The 20,784-nt window shown below is 68.7% G+C and carries 24 protein-coding genes; 14 read left to right on the forward strand and 10 right to left on the reverse strand.

The window, feature by feature from the left end; genetic code table 11:
* Window positions 1-53 precede the first annotated feature (53 nt).
* The 4 genes from ACWEMY_RS00590 to ACWEMY_RS00605 form a co-directional block, all read right to left on the reverse strand.
* Window positions 54-815 carry an ESX secretion-associated protein EspG gene (locus ACWEMY_RS00590; RefSeq protein ID WP_452388270.1) on the reverse strand — a complete coding sequence of 254 codons (762 nt, stop codon included), beginning with the start codon at window positions 813-815 and terminating at the stop codon, window positions 54-56.
* Entirely contained in the window at window positions 812-1,945 is a 1,134-nt protein-coding gene (locus tag ACWEMY_RS00595) for a hypothetical protein (RefSeq protein ID WP_452388271.1), read from the reverse strand. Before ACWEMY_RS00595 ends, ACWEMY_RS00590 begins: the two co-directional genes overlap by 4 nt.
* Window positions 1,946-2,088: 143 nt before the next feature.
* Window positions 2,089-2,484 carry a hypothetical protein gene (locus ACWEMY_RS00600; RefSeq protein WP_452388272.1) on the reverse strand — a complete coding sequence of 132 codons (396 nt, stop codon included), beginning with the start codon at window positions 2,482-2,484 and terminating at the stop codon, window positions 2,089-2,091.
* Between the two features lie 24 nt (window positions 2,485-2,508).
* The gene (locus tag ACWEMY_RS00605) at window positions 2,509-3,030 is read right to left on the reverse strand and encodes a DUF3558 domain-containing protein (RefSeq protein ID WP_452388355.1); all 522 of its coding nucleotides are present in this window, start codon (window positions 3,028-3,030) and stop codon (window positions 2,509-2,511) included.
* A 318-nt stretch (window positions 3,031-3,348) separates the two neighbouring features.
* On the opposite strand from ACWEMY_RS00605, the gene ACWEMY_RS00610 reads away from it, so the two are divergent.
* The 6 genes from ACWEMY_RS00610 (at window position 3,349) to ACWEMY_RS00635 (ending at window position 7,142) form a co-directional block, all read left to right on the forward strand.
* The gene (locus ACWEMY_RS00610; protein ID WP_452388273.1) at window positions 3,349-4,014 is read left to right on the forward strand and encodes a hypothetical protein; all 666 of its coding nucleotides are present in this window, start codon (window positions 3,349-3,351) and stop codon (window positions 4,012-4,014) included.
* A gap of 169 nt (window positions 4,015-4,183) precedes the next feature.
* A complete protein-coding gene (locus tag ACWEMY_RS00615) occupies window positions 4,184-4,636 on the forward strand; it encodes a hypothetical protein (protein ID WP_452388274.1) in 453 nt (150 codons plus the stop codon).
* A 431-nt stretch (window positions 4,637-5,067) separates the two neighbouring features.
* Window positions 5,068-5,709, forward strand: a complete 642-nt coding sequence (locus tag ACWEMY_RS00620) for a hypothetical protein (protein WP_452388275.1) — start codon at window positions 5,068-5,070, stop codon at window positions 5,707-5,709.
* Window positions 5,693-6,208 (forward strand): hypothetical protein, encoded by a 516-nt coding sequence (locus tag ACWEMY_RS00625; RefSeq protein ID WP_452388276.1) that lies wholly within the window; start codon window positions 5,693-5,695, stop codon window positions 6,206-6,208. The genes ACWEMY_RS00620 and ACWEMY_RS00625 overlap by 17 nt, the downstream gene beginning before the upstream one ends.
* 23 nt (window positions 6,209-6,231) lie before the next feature.
* Window positions 6,232-6,576 carry a hypothetical protein gene (locus ACWEMY_RS00630; protein ID WP_452388277.1) on the forward strand — a complete coding sequence of 115 codons (345 nt, stop codon included), beginning with the start codon at window positions 6,232-6,234 and terminating at the stop codon, window positions 6,574-6,576.
* A gap of 83 nt (window positions 6,577-6,659) precedes the next feature.
* A complete protein-coding gene (locus ACWEMY_RS00635; protein ID WP_452388278.1) occupies window positions 6,660-7,142 on the forward strand; it encodes a hypothetical protein in 483 nt (160 codons plus the stop codon).
* Window position 7,143: 1 nt separating this feature from the next.
* Here ACWEMY_RS00635 and ACWEMY_RS00640 read toward each other — a convergent pair whose 3' ends face one another.
* Together ACWEMY_RS00640 and ACWEMY_RS00645 are read right to left on the reverse strand one after the other, a co-directional pair.
* On the reverse strand, window positions 7,144-8,391 hold the full coding sequence (locus ACWEMY_RS00640; protein WP_452388279.1) for an HRDC domain-containing protein: 1,248 nt from the start codon (window positions 8,389-8,391) through the stop codon (window positions 7,144-7,146).
* A 22-nt stretch (window positions 8,392-8,413) separates the two neighbouring features.
* A complete protein-coding gene (locus ACWEMY_RS00645; protein WP_452388280.1) occupies window positions 8,414-9,052 on the reverse strand; it encodes a DUF3000 domain-containing protein in 639 nt (212 codons plus the stop codon).
* A 230-nt stretch (window positions 9,053-9,282) separates the two neighbouring features.
* Here ACWEMY_RS00645 and hemE point away from each other — a divergent pair, with 230 nt between their 5' ends.
* The 7 genes from hemE to hemQ all read left to right on the forward strand — a co-directional run bounded on the left by hemE (window position 9,283) and on the right by hemQ (window position 15,414).
* Window positions 9,283-10,338, forward strand: a complete 1,056-nt coding sequence (gene hemE / locus ACWEMY_RS00650; protein ID WP_375928977.1) for a uroporphyrinogen decarboxylase — start codon at window positions 9,283-9,285, stop codon at window positions 10,336-10,338.
* A 198-nt stretch (window positions 10,339-10,536) separates the two neighbouring features.
* Window positions 10,537-11,892 (forward strand): protoporphyrinogen oxidase, encoded by a 1,356-nt coding sequence (locus ACWEMY_RS00655; protein ID WP_452388281.1) that lies wholly within the window; start codon window positions 10,537-10,539, stop codon window positions 11,890-11,892.
* Between the two features lie 173 nt (window positions 11,893-12,065).
* On the forward strand, window positions 12,066-12,671 hold the full coding sequence (locus ACWEMY_RS00660) for an HAD family hydrolase (RefSeq protein WP_452388282.1): 606 nt from the start codon (window positions 12,066-12,068) through the stop codon (window positions 12,669-12,671).
* Window positions 12,672-12,775: 104 nt separating this feature from the next.
* On the forward strand, window positions 12,776-13,240 hold the full coding sequence (locus ACWEMY_RS00665; RefSeq protein WP_452388283.1) for an RrF2 family transcriptional regulator: 465 nt from the start codon (window positions 12,776-12,778) through the stop codon (window positions 13,238-13,240).
* A 3-nt stretch (window positions 13,241-13,243) separates the two neighbouring features.
* The gene (locus tag ACWEMY_RS00670; protein ID WP_452388284.1) at window positions 13,244-14,482 is read left to right on the forward strand and encodes a globin domain-containing protein; all 1,239 of its coding nucleotides are present in this window, start codon (window positions 13,244-13,246) and stop codon (window positions 14,480-14,482) included.
* 52 nt (window positions 14,483-14,534) lie between these two features.
* Entirely contained in the window at window positions 14,535-14,690 is a 156-nt protein-coding gene (locus ACWEMY_RS00675; protein WP_278264119.1) for a hypothetical protein, read from the forward strand.
* 28 nt (window positions 14,691-14,718) lie between these two features.
* Complete coding sequence (hemQ, locus tag ACWEMY_RS00680; protein ID WP_278264120.1) at window positions 14,719-15,414, forward strand: hydrogen peroxide-dependent heme synthase; 696 nt, start codon at window positions 14,719-14,721, stop codon at window positions 15,412-15,414.
* 49 nt (window positions 15,415-15,463) lie between these two features.
* Here hemQ and msrB read toward each other — a convergent pair whose 3' ends face one another.
* From msrB to ACWEMY_RS00700, 4 genes are all read right to left on the reverse strand, one after another.
* Window positions 15,464-15,886, reverse strand: coding sequence for a peptide-methionine (R)-S-oxide reductase MsrB (gene msrB, locus ACWEMY_RS00685; RefSeq protein WP_375928965.1), 423 nt, complete (start codon window positions 15,884-15,886; stop codon window positions 15,464-15,466).
* A gap of 64 nt (window positions 15,887-15,950) precedes the next feature.
* Window positions 15,951-17,270 (reverse strand): glycosyltransferase family 87 protein, encoded by a 1,320-nt coding sequence (locus ACWEMY_RS00690; protein ID WP_452388285.1) that lies wholly within the window; start codon window positions 17,268-17,270, stop codon window positions 15,951-15,953.
* Window positions 17,271-17,352: 82 nt separating this feature from the next.
* Complete coding sequence (locus ACWEMY_RS00695; RefSeq protein WP_452388286.1) at window positions 17,353-18,909, reverse strand: alpha/beta hydrolase; 1,557 nt, start codon at window positions 18,907-18,909, stop codon at window positions 17,353-17,355.
* A gap of 32 nt (window positions 18,910-18,941) precedes the next feature.
* Window positions 18,942-19,703 (reverse strand): pyrimidine reductase family protein, encoded by a 762-nt coding sequence (locus ACWEMY_RS00700; RefSeq protein ID WP_452388287.1) that lies wholly within the window; start codon window positions 19,701-19,703, stop codon window positions 18,942-18,944.
* Window positions 19,704-19,738: 35 nt separating this feature from the next.
* Between ACWEMY_RS00700 and zapE the strand changes: the two genes are divergently transcribed.
* Entirely contained in the window at window positions 19,739-20,758 is a 1,020-nt protein-coding gene (gene zapE, locus ACWEMY_RS00705; protein WP_452388288.1) for a cell division protein ZapE, read from the forward strand.
* Window positions 20,759-20,784: the final 26 nt, after the last annotated feature.

Raw genomic sequence — 20,784 nt, forward strand, 5'->3', positions numbered from 1 at the left:
GCCCTCGTCGATCCGGCTGATCCCGCCTGATCGGCTGCGGGACCAGCCGCCTGCTACCGGTACGCGGGCTCGTTGTCCTCGCGATAGATCGCGATGGCCGACTTCATCACCCGCACCAGCGCCTGCCGCACCTGCGCGGTATCGGCGGGCCGCGCCTCGACCATCGATCCCCGCTCGGTCACCAGGTAGCGCCCGTCCGGGAAATCCATCACATGGAAGCCCTGGCCCGGTTCCGGCCGATTGTCCACCGCCGCACCCGGATACCCGGCCACATACACCAGCGTCGTGCGCGGCCGCCCGAAGAACGCGTCGGCCTTCTGCTGCGGAGTGCGCCGATCCGCCGCCCACGGGTCGTACGGCGTCTCCTCGTCCAGCTCGTCGGTGTTCATCGTGAACACGTCCCCGGAGCCCGCCGCCGCCCGTGGTAAACGCGCCACCAGCTTGTCCGGCAGCGCCGCGGTCTCGAGCAACGTCATCCGGATGTCACCCCCGTCGCGATCCACCGGCACCCGCTGCTGTTCGACCAGCACCGCCGACTGCTCGTGCACCGCCGCGAACGACCGCAGCTTCTCCCCGTCGCCGTATCCGGCCAGCTCGAACCGCGCCTCCGGCGCCAACAGGATTTGCAGCGCGGTCTCCATCGACGCGTCCCACAGCGGCAGGATCCGCTGCGCCTCCTGCTGCCACTGCCGGTCGTAGTCGTCGACCGTCTCCGCCTCGGTGTAGGTCTGCAACGGATACGGCAGCACATCGCGCTGCACCGACCGCATCAGCACCGTGAATCCCAGCGGGCTGAACTGCCACTGTCCGCTCATTCGCCGATCACCGGCGGCACCGTCCTCGCCCGCTGGTCCTCCGACAGCCCGGTCAGTTCCTCACCGTTCTGCTGGTTGATCAGGTAGTCCTTGGTCCCGACCTCGTTGTCGTCGTCGCCCTTGCCACGCGCACCGCCCGCACCCATACCGCCCATGCCCGCCATGCCGTTGCGGCCCGCGCTCCCGGCACTCGTGCCCGCACCGGTCCCGTTCGGCTTGCCGGTGCCACCGGGCGACCCCGGCTGCGTCGCACCCGGCGTGCCACCGCCCGGCGTCCCGCCGCCGGGCGACCCACCGGTAGGCAACCCGCCGGTCCCCGCGGGTTGCGTGCCCGCGGGAGTGGTCCCCGGCGTGGTGGGCGTCGTCGGAGTGGTCGGTGTCTCCGGCGTGGTGGTGGCCGGAATCGTGCTCGACGGCGAGGTGTCGTCGTCGTTGTCGTCCCCGTCGTCGGCCGGGTCCTCGGTGGTGGGCTGCTCGGTCGTCGGCTGCTGCGTCGTGGGTTGTTGCGTCGTCGGTTGCTGGGTGGTCGGCTTGTTCGTCGACCCCTCCGGCTTCGTCCCCCCACCGGGAGTATCGGTGTCCTTGTTGACCGGGTTGTACGGCTGCGGCACCTTCGGCACCTGCGTATCGGCCTCCCCGACCGCCTTGTAGAACACCCCCCGAACCACTTCCGCCCCTTCGGCTTTCGCGGTGTCCTCGTTGTGGCTGTCCATCTTCCAGGTGGGTCCGGGAACGTAGCTGAGGACCTTGCTCGTCGTGGAACTCTCGTGCGGCTGCACCCGATCCTTGGTGACCTGCGCCGCCGACTTCACCAACTTCACCTTCTCGGCGACCATCTGCGCCGAGGTCAGCAGACTCCCGGACTTCTCCACATACTGCGAGATCCCCTCACCCGCACTGGCCGCCGCGTTCCCACTCCACTTCTCCGCGATCGCCTTGCTGATCTCCGCGTCGTAGGTCTTGAACCCGCTCTCCAGCTGATTGCGCAGCGACTCCCACCGCGTATGCAGAGTGGTGATATCCGCGACATTCATCGCCTGCACCCGCTCGTACAGATCCGACATCTTGGTCGGCTCTTCGTAATCGTTGACCTGCGAGCCCTGATACTCCCCGTCGAACCCGTTCTTCAAGTCCGCCAGCCGATTCCGCGCGATCGTCGCATCCGGACTCTCATCGGTCGACCGCTCGGGTTTCGTCCCGTTCGCATACGACGACAAGCCCGCATAGGCGCCGCCGACCACCGCCGCAGCGGCAAGGATTGCCGGAAGAGCCATCACTTACCCCCATTGTCGAGATCGTCGGCCTTGTTGTTCGTCGCCGCGGTCTGCGCGAGCTGCTGGTCCTCGTATTTCTTCACCGAGATCTCGATGGTGTCGCGGATCAACTCGAGGACTTCGATGTGCTCCTTGAACGCGGTATCGAAATCCCGTTCCCCACCAACAGCTTTCGCGCCCAGCATCTTCGCCAGCTGGTCGGAACAGTTGAAGCGGCCGAGGCCGGTGACTTTCGAGAGGTCCTGGAGCGAACCCTTCAACTGGTTGAACAGGTCGATTTGCTTGTTGCTCGCGTCGCGGCAACCCTTCGCGACGGACGGATCCAAATACAGGCGACCAGCCTTTGCTTCCTCACTCAGATACTGCCAACGGGACTTTTCGTCATCTGATGCCACGGGACCCCCAATGATCGTTTCTGGCTACTTCGGAAACAGCGGAACCAATGCCTCGGCGATGGGTTCGAGCCGTTGGCACGGCGGCACCAACTTTGCTTTGGTGCCGGTGTTGAGCATCGCCAGCTGTATGAATCCGGTGCTGGTCGGGAACGCGATCGTGCAGTCTTCGTTCGCGTCGTAGTTGCTTCCCCGATACTGGACGCCATCCCGGCCGGCAATGACGACGTCTTTGAACTCGATGTTCTCAGGCTTCGCTTTGATTTCATCGATCGTGTGGATGGTCGAGTGAACGCCCACGCCGTAGCTGGACGGGTACCCCGCATCATCCCAGCGGCAGATCTTCCACCCCGGCTCCTCAGCTCCGAGGATCCCCGACCGCTTCGACGTCACATCCAACCCCAGCCCGGTCAACGTCGCCTCCGGAATCTCCGAACACGGATCCCACAGCGCCGCGGTAGCCGCCGCCACATCCGTAGTCGAACTCGGCTGAGCGTTCCCTTCCTCGGTCGTAGAGCACCCCGTCACCGCGAGCACCCCACACACCACCGAGGCCAACACAAGACTCCGTCGCCGCACGCCCATCCTCCGTCTCCCCGTTCCACCGAACCGGAACCCACAGTCCCAGCCCCGAACCACCGAGCACTCCCCGCACCCGACCGTCCCACAGTGCCGCCCACCTTACGACATCCCCCACCACCCACCTTTCTCCCCGCCCAGCCCCGAACCCATCGCCCGCGGCCCGCCGCCAGGCCCCGCACCTCGGCCCGAACGATCCCTCCAATCCCTTGGACGCCGCCGACCCCACTCTGGTTCCCTCGAATCCACGACACAGCTCACCCATCTCCGAACAGGACCGACCGATCCGTGAACCGAACCCTCACGACCGCACTGGAACAGTTGGACCGAGCCTTCGCGTCGTACCCCCGTCGAAAGCTCAGCGCCGGCTGCCCCCACTGCCGCTACCCCACCCCGATCGATGAACACGACCTCTACTCCCTGACCCTCCACCTGGGCAACACCATCGGCGACCGAGACGACATCAAGAGCCTGCTCCCACTCCTGCTGCATCGCCTGGTCACCTCCGCCGACCTCGACCCGAACATCGTCCTGTCCAAGCTGACCCAACAGCACTGGCGCACCTGGCCACCAGCAGAACAACAAGCCATCGAGAACTACCTCGACGCCGTATGGCACACCATGCTCACCGAGTTCCCCTCCCGAACCGGCGCGTTCGACCGAGCGGAAACTTTCCTCGACGCCGCCGCCACAACCGGCGAGAGCACCGAACACTTCCTCGAAACCTGGTCCACCACCCCAGGCCGAGCCGCAGACCGCCACCTGGCCGAACTCGCAATCACCCACAACCCCACCACCCGTCGCCGCCCCGAAACAACAGCCTGGCTACACCGGGAACCCCTCCACGACCGACTCCTCACCGCCTTCCTCCGCGACCAGCACACACCATGGGCAACAGCCTTAGCCGCCGCCTACGACCACCTGACCTGGCAGTATTCGGCAAACCAGCCATGATCCACCGAATCCTGACACCCGTGTACGCAGTGGCATTCGCAAGCTCGTCGCGATCTACCCGGTGGTTCGGGCTGCTTTCGCCGGAATCGGGACTGGCACAGTGGTTTCGAGTGCCTGCCGACGGCCTCGGCAGGGGGACGGCATATGGTTCGAGTGGTGGGGACGGGGAATGAGTTACGAGATCTACATCGGCAAGCAATCGGTGAAATACTACCCGAGGTGGTGCGATGATGTGGGTGAGAATCCATCGGTGAACGGCCGGGGAATCGACCTGAAATACTATCTTTCGAACAGCGTCACGGTTCGCCGGATAGACGCGAAATTCGCATCGGGTGCGGTACTCCCCGAGTTCCTCCACTGGAGCGATGGAACGAACCTCGACTACCTCGACCACCTTCTCACGGAACATGAACCCCACGAAAAATACGTCGATGGTGCTCTGGTAGGAACCGATGTTCCATTGCGATGTCAGCACTGTGACGCGCGGTTTGTGGGGATCGTCGTGGACCCCTCGCTCGCCTTTGCCGATGACATGCTTTCCCGCTACCGAAATCACCACTATGTGGACACCTGCCCGGCATGTGGACATCGCTGGCGGGCCGATATTCTGGACCTGATCTGATGCCGGGTTTCAACACTGTTCTATGGAAATCCGACTGTGAATCCTGTGGGCATCCCGTTGATCGGGAGGTGCAGTTCAGATACGGCCGGATCTGGCAGATCGCCTACGCCGTGGGAGATCCGATCGTGTGGAACTCCGGTGGACCGCTTCGGCGAGGAGTCGGCGCTCCCTCCGCGAAGTCAGCGATCACCGAAGGGTATGCCGCTGATTGTCCGATCTGTGGTGCCGTGCTGGGTGAATGCGAGGTGGTGATCGTGGACGACAGGATCTTCGGAGTCCGAAACCTGACCGGCCGGTACGACTTCCAGGGCGGTGACCGTGTCTACCTCGACGCTGCTATCGAGTAACGAACCAGTCGCCTGTGTCGAGCGGAACTGCTGATGCCCGGGAGATCCACGTCGAAGAATCGTCCCTCGGCACCGTTCCTGGCAGTGACCGTCTACGCAACCGCCCCCGAGGCCCACACATTCGACGGTGTAGCGGAAGTTCTGCACCACTTCGGAAACCGGACCGGGCTCCGCGAGGCGGTGCGGCTCGATGAGGGGATAGCCGAGCCTGCGACAGTCGGCGAACTGTTCCAGCTCCACCGGTTCGGCCCGGCCCGATGCGAGTACGCGCGCCGCTGGTCGCCCGACGATCGACACCCGGTAGCCGTCCTCCTGTCCGCAGCCGAACTGGGCTACCCGATCGACCACCTGACCAAGCATCAGATCGCCGCGGCGGCGAAGCGCAGGAAGTTCGCCCGTCGACTCCTGCAACACCTGTCGGCCCTGCCCGACATCCTCTACGGCACCATCGACATCGAGCAACCCTTCCCGACCCCCGCCGCGATGCCGTCGGTACCGCTCTCGCCAGACCTGTACCTGTCCAACGCCCTCCTGCTCCCTGGCACGGTCGATGCAGTGGACTCGCTCTACGAGTCGATGAACGGCGAGTCGAAGACCTGGCCGAACGGCCGCTTCTACACCCTCCGTGACCCGAAACCGACTTCCGAAATCGGGCCGCTGTCAACCACACTGGCAGAGATCGTTGCCCGAGCGGTGACGGCTCGACAGCATGGAGGAGCGTGTTGAGGACTTGACGAGGGACTTCTGCGAGTTTCTCGCCGAAGTGGTGGTGTCTGATTCGATTCTCGGCCTGCAGAACGGGGCGAGCGTGAGCAGCGTCGACGAGATGATGGGTGACTCCGTTTTCCGCGAGGAGATCCACCGCAAAGGCGCATGGATGCGACGCGACTACGGGCTGGTCGAGATGAATTTCAATCCGGATGCCGAAAGGCTGTGGGTTTGCTTCGGAGTACATCTGCGAGTGCATCGGTTGCGTTGGGGTACTGCGATTCCCCGGCCGATTGCCGAACGCGTACCGGATATCCCTGGTGAAGTGCGCTTCGTCGAGCTCTGTGCTGCCGTGAAACCGCTGGGGGAGCTGCGGGTGCGACAGGATCGTGTCTACGATGACTCGCGGCGATACGTCTCGGAATCAGGGGCGGAAGTTGTTGTCGTATCGGGGGATTCCGGGGGTGCTGTCGGGTCGGATCAGGTGTGGAGTGTGGATCTTTCGACTCGACTGTGAGATTGCAGCGAGAGGGGGCGGGGGTGGGTGTGGTCGACGGCCATCGGGAGTATCCGAAGCGGACCTGGCAGCGGCCGCGGGACGTGCCAGCCGGGTCGGCGACCGCGCGGCAGATCTCGTTGATGTACGAGTTCGTTTCGTCGCAGGTGGGTGGTGCCGAATTCGAGTGGGAGTGGTTGGCGGGACGGAGAAGGGCGATGAACGCCGGGGAGAGGGTGAGGGCTCCGTTCGGATACTTGATGGATCGGGTGTTCTTCGGACTCGAGGATTGCGCGATCGATCCGGAGCTTGCGGAGGACGGCGACCTCACCGAGGAGGAACTGCGCGAGCTGGTCAGGGCGGTGGTGGGCAAGCTCGAGTTGCTGTAGGGGCGTCAGTGGTCCGTCGAGTTCCTGGCGTCCGCGAGTATGTCTCGGTCAGTGTGCATCTATCGCCGATGGAGGGGTTGCCGGTGCGAATCGAGGCTGGTGAAGAACGTTCTTTTCTGGAACGGTTCAGCTATTTCGAAGATGGTGCGCTGGTCGGGGTCGAGTTGTCGCTTCGGTCTGGTGTGCAGACGGTCAGCATCGTTGCCGATGTCATCGACGTCGTGGCGATGCGTCAGCGGGCTGTGGACGATTCGGGGCCCCCGGAGTGCGTCTGGTGTCGCGTTCGGTTGACGGTCGACGGTGTCGCGGCCTATCAGTTTCTCGGGAGAGAGCCTTCGACCTACGCGTTCGCGGATGGGATTCAGCTCGCGGTCGAGGACGAGCTGTGCGTGCTGGATCTGAGCCCCGCACCGGGGCCGGATTGGGCACCGGATATTCCGGGCCCCGGTTCCTGGACTCCCGAAGCCGTCTATGCCTCGATGAACCGGGCCCCGGATTTCGCGGGATACTCCAGCCAGTTCGTGGTGGGCCGCAGTATCGGCTTCACGGTGTCGGAGATTCGCTGAATCAGGTCGACGGGGTCAGGGCCTCGGTGAGGGTGGGGACGGTGAGGGTGCGCTGCCAGGGGCGGGCGCCGCCGGTGTGGAGGAAGGACTCGATGTGGGCGGCGAGGGCTTCGGGGGTGCCGGGGTTCTTGTAGTCGGGGAGGGCGTCCCAGCAGAGGCGGCGGACCAGGTCGGGGGACAGGAGGTTCTCGACCGGGATGGCGTATTCGGTGGAGAGTTTGCCCATGGCGCTGCGGGCGGTGTTGAGGCGGGCCGCGGCGGCGGGGTCGCGGCGTTCCCAGCGGTTGACCGGCGGGGGGCCGTCGAAGGGGAGGGTGAGTGGGGGGAGTTCCTTGTCGGGGAGGGTGCGGGCGCGTTCGACGGCGGCGAGCCAGTCGCGCGAGTAGCGGCGCTGGCGGGGGCCGCCGAAGACCGGCAGGTTGCGCAGCTGGGCGATGGTGCGCGGCTCGGCGGTCGCGGCGGCGACGATGGCGGAGTCGGGCAGGATGCGGGCGGGGGCCACGTCGCGGGCGCGGGCCAGGCCGTCGCGGGTGGTCCACAGTTCGCGCACGATCGCGAGCTGGCGGGTGCGGCGCAGGGTGTGGATGCCGGAGGTGCGGCGCCAGCGGTCGGCCTTGGGGGTGGGCGGGTCCAGGGTGCGGACGTGCTCGAATTCCTCGGCGGCCCAGTCGATCTTGCCCTGGGTGGTGAGGTCGGCGGCGACGGTGTCGCGCAGTTCCAGGAGCAGTTCGACGTCGAGGGCGGCGTAGTTGAGCCACTCGTCGGGCAGCGGGCGGGTCGACCAGTCGGCGGCGCCGTGGCCCTTGCGCAGGGAGCGGCCGAGCAGGTTCTCCACCATGGCGGCCAGACCGACGCGTTCGTAGCCGGCCAGCCTGCCGCCGAGTTCGGTGTCGAACAGGCGGGCGGGGCGCAGGCCGAGTTCGGCGAGGCCGGGCAGGTCCTGGTCGGCGGAGTGCAGGACCCACTCCAGGCCGTTGATCGCCTCGGCCAGCGGGGTCAGGGCGTCGGTGATCGGGATCGGGTCGATGAGGAACGAACCGGCGCCCGCGCGGCGCAGCTGGATCAGATAGGCGCGCGCGGAGTAGCGGAAACCGGACGCGCGCTCGGCGTCGACGGCCAGCGGGCCGGTGCCCGCGGCGATCGTGGCGGCGGCCGCGGCGACCTCGCCCGCGGTCGCCAGCACAGGTGGAACCCCCTCGGCGGGGGCGAGCAGGGGCTCTGCTGCGGTGGGTTCCTCGGCGACCGGCATAACCGTGAACTCTACGTGGCGATCACGGGCGATCGGTGCGGGTATAGGTCTCCGGTCGCAAATGAGTGATACCGGCGGGCGGTAGTCCGGCCGCGAACGCGAGCACCTCGCAGAAGGCCTCCACGTGACGGCGCATCTCGGTGTTCATCGCCGTCCAGGACGCGCGCAGCTCCAGTTGATGGGCGCGCGGCGGACCCGCGATGTCGCCGTAGCGGACCGAACTGGTCGCGGTGACGGTGCCGCCGAGCGCGGTGAACGGCTCGCCGCGCGACTCCAGCGAGTCGACCAGCCAGCTCCAGGCGACCTCGGGAAGTAGTGGGTCGGCGGCGAGGGCGGCGTCGATGTCGGCCTGGATGTAGGCGACCAGGCGGAACACGCCGTTCCAGGCCTCGTCACCGTCCGGGTCGTGGAGCAGGATCAGCCTGCCGAAGGCGTCGCCCTCGGAGTCGATGGGCACCGGGCCGCCGTCGGGGTGGGTGACCTCCGCTCCGAGCGCATAGGAGAACGGCGCCAACCGTTGCGGGGGACGGATAGGCGCCAGCTCGATTCGGGGGTGCACTGTTGCGGTGCCCATCGCATCGACCGCCGCCCGGAAAGAAGCAGGCTCGCGGGGCGTTCCCCCGGTCGGTGCGGCGCCGTCGCGGATGTCGAGCGGTGTCACGAGGAGCAACCGTAGACGGTGGGCGGCCGGTGCGCGCGGAGGCGCGCCGCCCTGCGCGTGGCGTGCGGGGCGCGTTGCGAAGGATGCATTTTCCGGGCGCTGACGGTGCACGATGCGCGACGCGGAACGAGTGATGGGCGGTTCGTCCGTTTGCGGTCGGTGGGGTGGGGATCGGTGCGGTGCGTCACCGTGAGCCGGGAGCGTCGTCAGGTCACTTACTATGAGCGGTGATGAGCACTTACACCCGCCGCCGGTTGACCGATGCCCCGTTCCTGGCCGCCGCCACCGGCGCGACGCCCAGCAGGCGCCCGGTCTGGTTCATGCGTCAGGCAGGCCGGTCGCTGCCGGAGTATCGGGAGCTGCGCAAGGGCATCGGCATGCTCGAGTCGTGCTTCGACCCGGAGCTGGTGTGTGAGATCACCATGCAGCCGATCCGCCGGCACGGCGTCGACGCGGCGATCCTGTTCTCCGACATCGTCGTTCCGCTCAAGGCCGCGGGCATCGATCTCGACATCGTGCCCGGTGTCGGCCCGGTGATCGCCTCGCCGGTGCGCACCGAGGCCGATGTGCGGGCGCTGCCGCGGCTGCGGCCCGAAGAGGTGGGCGCGGTCTCCGAAGGCGTGCGGCTGCTCACCGACGCGCTCGGTGACACTCCGCTCATCGGTTTCGCCGGTGCGCCGTTCACCCTGGCCTCCTACCTGGTCGAAGGCGGGCCGAGCAAGCAGCACGAGCGCACCAAGGCGATGATGCACGCCGACCCGCAGACCTGGCACGCGCTGCTCGGCACCCTCACCGACATCACCATCGCCTTCCTGCAAGCCCAGCTCGCCGCGGGTGTGGACGCGATCCAGCTGTTCGACTCGTGGGCGGGCGCGCTGTCGCTGGCCGACTACCGCGAATTCGTGCTGCCGCATTCGGAGCGCGTGTTCGCCGAGGTCGCCGACGCGGGGGTGCCGCGCTTCCACTTCGGTGTCGGCACCGGTGAACTGCTCGGCGCCATGGGCGAGGCCGGTGCCGACGTGGTCGGTGTCGACTGGCGGGTGCCGCTGACCGACGCCGTGCGGCGAGTCGGAGCCGGAAAGGGCTTGCAGGGCAATCTCGATCCCGCGATCCTGTTCGCCGGATTCGACGCGGTCGAGAAGGAGACCCGCCGGATCGCGCGCGAAGCGGACGAGGCGATCACGCTCGGGGCGAGCGGGCACATCTTCAACCTCGGGCACGGGGTGCTCCCGGATACCGATCCTGGTGTGCTGACCGCGCTGGTCGAGTTGGTGCACTCGCTCTAGATACTCCCGGATCACCGCGCTGCGGTGGTTTGCGCTCGCTCGATCGGGGCTGTCGAGCAGTACGCGGAATGTTGCAGCTCGGCGACCCCGGGGTGATCGTGCCCGCCTCCGGTGATGGTCCGTGCGGTGACGTGGGGGGTGATCTGCCCGACAGGGTCGGAGTACGCCGGGCCGCGCGGGCGCGGCTACGGTCGAGGCATGCGGATCGCGGTTATCGGGGGCGGTATCAGTGGGCTCGTCGCGGCATATCGCCTGCGGCAGCGGCTGGGGGACGACGCCGACATCGTCGTGGTCGAGCAGGGCGCACGGGTCGGCGGGGTGCTGTACACCGGTGAATTGGCCGGGGAGCCGCTGGATCTCGGCGCCGAGGCGTTCGTCGGGCGCCGGCCCGAGGTGATCGAGTTGATGGGGGAGCTCGGCATCGAGGACCAGCTGGTGCGGCCCGCGGGCAAGCGGCCGCTGGTGTGGGCGCAGGGCGCGGCGCATCCGCTGCCGGGACGCACCCTGATGGGGATCCCGTCCGACGCCGACTCGCTGCGCGGGCTCGTCGATGAGGAGACCCTCGCCCAGGTGGGCGCCGAACCGCAGCGGCCGCTGCACTGGGAGCCCGGTGGCGACGCCGACGTGCACAGCCTGGTCGCCGACCGTTTCGGTGCCCAGGTGGTGGCCCGCAGCGTCGACCCACTGCTGGGCGGTGTCTACGCGGGGATCAGCGCGTCCATCGGCATCAGGGCCGCCCTCCCGACGCTGGCCGCCGCCCTCGATCGCGGCGCCACCAGCCTCACCGAGGCGGTCCGGCAGGCGATGCCCGCGCCCAGCACCGCACCGGTCTTCGGCGGGCTGCGCGACGGCTACGGTGCGCTGCTCACCGCGCTGACCGAAGCCTCGGGCGCCCGCGTCGTCACCACCCTCGCGGCCACCCGGATCGCGTCCGCCCCCCGCGGCTGGGTGGTCGACCCGCTCGGCCTCGTCGACGGTGTCGTCCTCGCGACGCCCGCTCCGGTCACCGCGCGGCTGCTGCACTACGTGGCACCGGCGGCCGCCGAGGCCGCAGGCGGAATCGAACTGTCCTCCTCGGCGCTGGTCGCACTGGCCCTGCCCCGCGACACCGCCCTGCCGGACAACTCCGGCATCCTCGTCGCCACGGGAGAACCCTTGCGCGCCAAGGCCTTCACCCTGTCCAGCCGCAAATGGCCACACCTCGCCGACCGCGAGGTCGCCCTGGTCCGTGCCTCCTTCGGCCGCTTCGGCGACGAATCCCCCCTGTCCTGGACCGACGACGACCTCACCGCCGTCGCCGTCGCAGACCTCACCACCGTCACCGGCGCCCCGATCACCCCACTCGCCACCGTCGTCCAACGCTGGCCCGGCGGCCTGCCCCAATACGCCCCCGGCCACACCGAACGCATCACCACCCTGGAATCCGCCCTGGCCCCCCTCGACGGTCTCGCCGTGGCAGGCGCCTACCTCCACGGCGTCGGCGTCCCCGCCTGCGTCGCCACCGGCACCGCCGCCGCCGAGCGCATCGCGAACTCCTTCGCCGCCCGCGCCTGACTGCGGGTGCACACGGCCGCCGCTGCGTCGCTCGTACGGCGACGTCCCCGGCTATCCGGTGGTGCTTCGGGTCGCACCCGGTTTCGCTGGACCGCGGCGCGTCGCGTCCTCGAGGTGAGGTTCCGCACCGCTTGACGGCTGGGATCATTCTGCGGCACAGGCACACTGGTGGGATGAGAGAGTTCGATGCGGTGCTGTGTGACCTGGACGGCGTGCTCCGTCGGTTCGACTCGGAACGTCAGCGATGGATCGAGCAGCGATACGGGCTTCCTGTGCTGGCGACTGCTTTCGCCCCCGAACACATGGTCCCCGCCGTGCTCGGACAGACCACCGCCAAGCAGTGGCTGGCGTCTGTCGCCGCCGCACTGGGTGGACATCCGGAAGCCCTCCAGGCCATCGAGGACTTCGCGGCGGTGGACTTCTGGGTCGACGAACAGGTCCGGGACCTGCTCGCGCCGGTCCGGGCCGTGATGCCGCTGATCCTGGTCACCAACGGGATGAACGACCTGGACGATCATCTGACCCGGATGGGCCTGACCGGCTTCGCTCACCACGTGATCAGCAGCGCGGTGGTCGGTGTGGCGAAACCCGACCGCAAGATCTACGAGATCGCCGCCGCCGCGGCCGGGGTCGCTGCGAACCGCTGCCTGTTCATCGACGATCGGGCCGAGAACGTCGATGCCGCACGGGAACTCGGGATGCTCGGCGTCCACTATCGCGATGTCGGCGATCTGACGATGCTGCGCGAGGTCGGCGATATCGACCAGCAACCGGGGTGATTGCGGGGAATTCGCGGTGACGGAAAATACGCACGCGGAGACGTAATTGATCGCACGGGGTTCGGGGGGCGGAAACTCGGGTCCGCGCCGATACGCTCGGTGGCATGCAGCTCTCGCCCTCGACCGACATCGCGCTGCGGGCCGTCATGCGGCTGGCCGCCGGTGACGATTCGGGTGGGCGGGTGACGACCGGGATCATCGCCCGGCAGGTCGGCGCGTCGCCGCGGCATACGTCCAAGGCCATCGCCCGGTTGGTGGCGATGGGGCTGGTCGAGGCCCAGCGCGGGCGGATGGGTGGGCTCACGCTCACCCGGGCCGGGCGCGAGATCGGGCTCGGCACGCTGGTGCGTGAGCTCGAGGGTGACCGCGAGGTGGTCGACTGCGACGGCGCGCATCCGTGCCCGCTGATCGCGGCGTGCCGGTTGCGCAAGCTCCTGGCCGAGGCGAAGGCGGCGTTCTACGCCGAACTCGACCGCTATGTCGTCGCCGACCTGGTGTCCGGTCCCGCCGGGCGTTTGCTGCAGCTGCTCGCGCACCCTGGCGCGGGCACCGGTAATTCCCAGGAGTGAACCATGAGCACATCCGTCCGTCGCGGCGCCCCCGAACTCAACCCGGCCCACGCCGACACCGTCCGCGCGACCCTGCCGCTGATCGGCGCGAACATCGACGCCATCACCCGCACGTTCTACGCGACCCTGTTCGAGCGGCATCCCGCGCTGCGACGCGACCTGTTCAACCGCGGCAACCAGGCCCAGGGCAGCCAGCAGCGCGCCCTGGCCGCCTCCATCGCGACCTTCGCCGGCTACCTGGTCGACCCCGAGCTACCGCACCCCACCGCCCTGCTCGCGCGGATCGGCCACAAGCACGCCTCGCTGGGCATCACCGCCGACCAGTACCAGGTGGTGCACGACAACCTGTTCGCCGCGATCGTCGAGGTGCTCGGCGCCGACGTGGTCACCGCACCGGTCGCCGAGGCCTGGGACGCCGTGTACTGGATGATGGCCGACGCGCTCATCGACCTGGAGAAGCAGCTCTACGTGGCCGCGGGTGTCGAACCGGGGGAGGTGTTCCGGAAGGTCCGGGTGACCGCGCGCGCCGACGACGCGGCGGACACCGCCGTCTTCACCGTCGCCGCCGCCGATTCCGGGCAGCCGCTACCGGAGTTCCTTCCGGGGCAGTACATCTCGGTCGGCGTCCGTTTGTCCGACGGCGCGCGTCAGCTGCGGCAGTACAGCCTGGTCAACGCTCCCGGTGGTGGCCTGCTGGAATTCGCCGTCAAGCGGGTGCAGGCGGCGCCGGGCTGCCCGGCGGGGGAGGTGTCGAATCACCTGCACGACACTGTCTTCGCCGGTGACGAACTCGAGATCACCCTGCCCTTCGGCGATCTCACCGTCGACACCGATGCCGACACCCCGCTGGTACTGATCTCGGCGGGCATCGGCAGCACCCCGATGATCGGTGTGCTCGAACATCTCGCCGCGCGCACCCCGCACCGGCCCGTCCAGGTGCTGCACGCCGACCACGCCCCCCGCACCCATCCGCTGCGCGAGCGGATGCGCACACTGACGGACAGGCTGACCGCCGCGAGCCTCGAGCTCTGGTACGGCGAGCCCACCCCGGGCGCCCACACGGGCAGGCTCGACCTCACCGAGGTCGTCCTGGCACCCGACGCCGAGGTCTACCTGTGCGGCGCCACGGGCTTCCTCGACACCGCCCGCGCCCAGCTCGCCGCCGCGGGGGTGCCCGCCGAACGCGTGCACGTCGAACAGTTCACGCCCACCGACTGGCAGGCGCTGAGCTGCCCGGTCTGAGCCGCGGCGTGTCACCGGTCACGGCGGTAGCGATAGGGCATGATCGCCCGCTGTGACCACCAGCGACGAGCACGGACACCGCACCCTCATCCTCGACCCCGACCTCGGTCCGGTCGAATTCCACGCCGATCGGGTCAGCACCGTCGTCTCGATCTTCGGCACCGACGAGAACCGGCCGTGGCGAACGGACCGGGCCACCCCGAGCTGACCGGCACGACAGTGGCACGATAGGAATCATGGCGCGACTCGATTATCAGGCTCTCAACTCCACCATCCGCTACCTGATGTTCTCGGTGTTCCAGGTGCAGCCGGGCGTACTCGGCGAGGACCGCACCGCGGCGATCAAGGAGGCGCGGGAGTTCTTCGACGGCCTCGCCGACAAGGGCGTGGTGCTGCGGGGCATCTACGACGTGGCGGGCATGCGCGCCGACGCGGACTTCATGCTGTGGACCCACGCCGAACGCGTCGAGGACCTGCAGGCGGCCTACGCCGACTTCCGCCGCACCACCGAGCTGGGCCGGGCCAGCGCGCCGGTGTGGAGCAATGTGGCCGTGCACCGGCCCGCCGAGTTCAACAAGAGCCACATCCCCGCCTTCCTGGCCGGGGAGGACGCGGGCAACTACATCTGCGTGTACCCGTTCGTGCGCTCCTACGAGTGGTACCTGCTGCCCGACGAGGAGCGTCGCAAGATGCTCGCCGACCACGGCAAGGCCGCGCGCGGCTACCCGGACGTGCGGGCCAACACGGTGAGCTCGATGGCCCTGGGCGACTACGAGTGGATCCTCGCCTTCGAGGCCCCCGAACTGCACCGCATCGTCGACCTCATGCGCGACCTGCGCGCCACCGAGGCCCGCCTGCACGTGCGCGAAGAGGTGCCGTTCTTCACCGGCCCGCGCGTCGAGGTCGAGAAGCTCGTCACCGCACTGCCGTGAACTGATCCACGACGAGGCCCGGTCGAGCTCGACCGGGCCTCGTTCGTGTCTATTCGCCCTTGGGCTGCAGGCGCAGGGCGATGGAGTTGATGCAGTAGCGCTGGTCGGTGGGGGTGGGGTAACCCTCGCCCTCGAAGACGTGGCCGAGGTGACTGTGGCAGTTCGCGCACAGCACCTCGACGCGGCGCATGCCGAGGGTGTCGTCCGGGCGCAGGATGACCGCGTCGGAGTCGGCGGGGTCGAAGAAGGACGGCCAGCCGCAGTGCGAGTCGAACTTCTCGGTGCTGCGGAACAGTTCGGCGTCACAGGCCCGGCAGGTGTAGACGCCCTCGGTCTTGGTGTCGGTGTACTCGCCGATGAAGGGGCGTTCGGTGGCCGCCTCGCGCAGGACGGCGTATTCCTCCGGGTCCAGTTTCGCCCGCCACTGCTGCGGCGACAGCTGGATGCGCGGCGTGGGCAACGATGAGCTCATCACTCCACGCTAATGGTTTCCGCCGACGCGCGCCGCGAGGGCGACGGCACACCGGCGGCGAACGCTACTTCAGCGCGGGCTCGCGATCCTCGACCGGCTCCTCCGGGGCGACCTGGTCCTCGTCGTGGGCGGCGGTGTGGGCGGTGACAGCCGGGGTGGCCCCGCGGGGAGCGTTCGACAGCCAGACCGGGTCGATGCCGAACTGCAGCCTGCCCTCGCGGCGCGCGGCCAGGTAGCGGTCGCCCAGGACGCAGAACACCACGATCAGCAGCAGCCCCCAGCCGAAGGTCACCCGCAGGTACTCGAGGGTGCGCCCGACGCTCTGCCAGCGGTCCGAGAGCCACTTGTCGTAGGTCATGAACCCGAAGATCGCCAGCCAGGCGGGCCAGTTGCGCAGCACCGAATTGCGCAGCACCACCGACATCAGGAACGGGAACAGCATCATCGAGTAGTACATCTGGCCCAGCGAGAGCAGCAGGAACGACGCCGTGAGCAGCACCCCGGAGAACGCGGTGACGAAGAACAGCTCGTCGTGGCGGTAGTAGCGCCACAGCAGCCACAGCGTGACGGCCACGATCGCCGCCATCAGACCCTGGGTGAGCAGGATCAGCCAGTGCGGCAGGCCGTAGTAGGCGCCGTTGCCGCCGATCGAGCTGTTGAAGTAGTCGCGGGTTTCCGCCAGATACGGGACCACCCGGGTGAAGAACTTCTCGGGATCCGCCGACAGCGGCCAGGCGATGGCCGTCAGCGCCACCGGCACACCCAGCGCGGTGATGAAGACCTTCCACTGCCCGCGTACCGCCGCGAGCAGCAGCAACGGCGCCAGCGTCGGCTTCACCGCGATGCTCAACCCCAGCGCGACACCCGCCCACAGATCGCGGCGTTTGAGCAGCAGGTGCAGGAACACCAGTTCGGCCAGCAGCAGGCAGCCGTTGACGTTGGTGAAGACCAGCGTGTTGGTCACCGTCTCGGAGGCGAACATCGCCAGCAGCAGCGCGGGCGCCGCGATCGAGCCGAGCCCGAACTTGAACAGGCGAAGCAGCAGGTACCAGGCGATCAGGATCGCGGCGGCGTTGAGCGCGATGAACAGCCAGCGCGACAGCTCGTACTCGATGACCGCCACCGGCGCGATCAGCAGCGTCCCGCTCGGATAGTAGAGATAGTGCGGGTCGACCGAGGAGAAGTCGGCGGTGTACAGGGGCCTGCCGTTGAGGAACTCGAACGACGCGTTGTAGACCGGCCGGTAGTCGTCGGTGATGAACCCGTTGATCGCCTTGATGAAGACACGGTTCAGCACCGTCATGACCGCAAAGGGCCAGAGTGCGAACTTGATCACCTCGGCGGAGGTGCGAGCGGTACGGGGCTCGAGCTGTCGGAACAACACTGGGGCACGGTACACCGAATCGCCGGGTGATGGTGTCGCCGGACCCGTCCGACGCGCCGAAACGCCGGGGTCAGCGCGTCGGTCAGGCCGGGCAGGCGCCGCCGTCGCCGGGCAGTTTCGCCTCCGCGAGATAGGCATTGGCGGCCTTCTGCGCGCACCCGGAATGCGCGAGCACCGGATGGCCCCAGCCCTGCCAGGTCATGGTGGCGTGCCGGGCACCCGCGACACCGAGCGCGCCGGTGACCGAGGCCGCGGGCCCGCCGACGACCGGATCGGCCACCCCGGTGAACACCAGCACCGGCATGTCCAGCTTGCTGGGCAGCGGCGGCGCGGTGGAGACCGGCCAGGCCGAGCAGACCATCAGGCCGACGGCCGCGGTCGGGCCGAACACGGGGTACTTGCTCGACCAGGTCTGCAGCAGTTCGCGGGCCTTGTCCGGGGTGGGGGACTGCTGGCTGTCGGTGCACCGGTTGACGAACTCGCCGTCGGAGTTGATCGCGGCCGTCTCGCGCGCGACCAGCGCGGACAGCGGCCCGCGGTCGCCCCGGTCGGCGGCGGCGAGGATGTCGGCCAGCGCGGTGACCCGGGTGGCCTGGTCGCCGCGCGGGCTGGACAGGAACCCGGTGAGCGCGGTGGACAGGTCGGCGGCGGAGATGTCCCCGAGCTCACCGGCGTTCGCCTTGGTCATCAGCGCGGTGACGCTCGCGCGCGGATCGGCGCCCAGCGCGCAGTTGGCGGCCTTGCAGCGCTGCGCGAACGCGGTGAGCGCGGCCTCGGCGCCGGTGACGCGGGCCTCGGTCATGGTGGTGGCGTCGGCATTGACCGGTTCGGGGGCGTCGAGCACCAGGCGGGCCAGGTGATCGCCGTAGCGCCGTGCGTAGCTCAGCGCCACTTTCGAGCCGTTGCCGGTGCCGAGCAGATTGATCTTGTCGACCTGCCACTGCTTGCGCAGCTGCTCGATGTCGTCGGCGGCGTGCGGTGCGTCGAAGGTGCCCTCGTAGGGCTGCAGGAAATCGCGGCAGGCGATGGTGGCGTCCTGGCTGTACCCGGCCACCGCGCCGACCCGGTCGTCGCTGCCGACACCGAACTGGCCGAGATCGGTGAACACCGCGCGCAACTGCGCCGGAATGCAGTCGATGGGCTGGGAGGCGCCGATGCCGCGCCGGTCCACCGCGACGATGGGCTGGGCGGCCAGCAGCGCGCTGTCGGGGCCGATCGCGAGACCGGCCAGCGTCGAGGCCGAGGAACGGTCCGAGCCGGAGGTGAGCACCAGCGGCGGGGCGTCGGCGGGGGTCTGCGGCAGCCGGGCGCGCAGCGCGCCGGTGCGGAAGGTGCCGATCACGGTGCCCGCGGTGTCGATCGGGGTGGAGAACTCCGCGCAGTCGAGCACCAGCCCGGCCGGGGCGGGACCGAAGTCGAGCGAGCCGAGGGTCGCGGCGGTGCAGTCACGCCAGGCCAGATCGGTCTTGGGGACCTCGGCGGTGGCCGGTTCCGGTGCGACGGGTGCCTCGGTCTGCGCACCGCCGCCCGCGCCCGGACGTTCGACCGCGACGCCGGGCCGATCCGACGGGCCTGCCCCACATCCCGCGAGCATGATCGACAGTGTCGCGGCCGTCGCCGCGGCCCGAGTCCAGCGCATGGGCTACACACTGCCAGGTTCGGCGCCAGGTTTCATCGACGGGCCCATCGGGCCAGGACGGTGCCGTCTTCGGCGAGGACCAGTTGCTTGCGGGCCATCGGCTGATCGAAACCGCTCGCCGACAGCGAGATTCGCCCGCCCGCCCCGCCGACCAGCACCGGCGAGGTGCTCAGGCACAGCTCGTCGACCAGCCCGGCCTCGGCCAGCTGCCCGAACAGATGCGGCCCGCCCTCGCACAGCACCCGGTGCAGATCGCGCTCGGCGAGCACCCGGACCAGCGCCTGCGCGGTGATCGCCGCCTCGCCTGCCACCACCACCTCGGCGCCCGCGTCGCGCAGCGCGGCGAGCCGGTCGGCCCCGGCGTGGGCGGTGGTGATGATCAGCGGCGCGGTCTCGGCGTCGGTGAACAGCTTCGCCGCGGGGTCAAGGCGCGCGCTCGCGGTGACCACCGCGACCGGCGGCGGGGACCCGTCGGCACTGCCCCCGATCCCGTGCTGGAAATGGGCCCGCCGCCGCTGTGGATCGGGGTGCGCGCCGCCGTAGTTCTCCGCGCGCACGGTGCCCGCGCCGACCAGGATCACCTCGGCCAGTTCACGCAGGATGTGGAACACCCGGTGATCGGCGTCGGTGCCCAGCCCCTTGGACACGCCGTCGACCGCGAAGGCCCCGTCGATGCTGCTCACGAAGTTGGCCCGCACCCACGGACCGGCCAGCTGGCGCGGGTAGGCGTAACACCTGGCCAGTGCGTCGTCGTCGAGGTCTGCGAGCTGGGTCACATTGTGGATACGCTGCATAGGGTCCGATGCAACCACGTCCGTACGATTTGTCCATGCAAGAACGCCTCGTCGATCGCCATCCGGAGGTCCCGGCCGACCAGCTCGTCGCCCAGATGGTGCCTCCGCCCATGTTCGACGAGGTCAGCTTCGCCTCCTACATTCCCGACCCCAAGGAACCGAGCCAGGCCGCCGCGGTCCGCAAGGCCGAGGAATTCGCCGGTCAGGTGAACAAGATCCACAAGGCCGCCTCCAAGAAGAGCCTGTTCGGCAAGAAGAAGGCGATCTCGGGCGCCGGGCTGTACCTCGACGGCGGTTTCGGTGTCGGCAAGACCCACCTGCTCGCCTCGATCTTCCACAGCGCGCCCGCGCCCAAGTCCTTCGGCACCTTCGGTGAGCTGACCAACCTGGTCGGCGCGCTGGGCTTCGTCAACGCCGTCGAGCGCCTCTCCGCCAACAGCCTGCTGTGCATCGACGAGTTCGAGCTCGACGACCCGGGCGACACGACCATGGTCTCGCGCCTGCTCACCGAGCTGTCCGCCGCCGGTGTGTCGATCGCCGCCACCTCCAACACCCTGCCCAGCCAGCTCGGCGAAGGCCGCTTCGCCGCCCAGGACTTCCTGCGCGAGATCAAGAAGCTGGGCTCGATCTTCGAGCCGGTGCGCGTCGACGGTCCCGACTACCGCCACCGCGACCTGCCGCCCGCTCCCGAGCCGACCTCCCCGGACGTGCTGGCCGAACGGGCCGCCGCCACACCGGGTTCCACGCTCGACGACTACGACTCGCTGCTGAAGCACCTGAGCACGCTGCACCCGTCGAAGTACGGCGCGCTGATCACCGGAGTGCGCTCGGTGTTCATCTCCGGCGTGCACCCGGTGACCGATCAGGCCGTCGCGCTGCGCATCGTCGTGCTGGCCGACCGCCTCTACGACGCGAGCATCCCGGTGACGGTCTCCGGCGCCAAACTCGACGAGATCTTCTCCCAGGAGATGCTCGACGGCGGCTACCGCAAGAAGTACCTGCGCGCCATCTCGCGGCTGCTGGCGCTGTCGCGATTCGAGGCCGCCGCCGCGTGATCGTCGGTGCCCGGGTGTAGCTTCTG

It is taken from the genome of Nocardia sp. NPDC004415 (assembly GCF_053602435.1).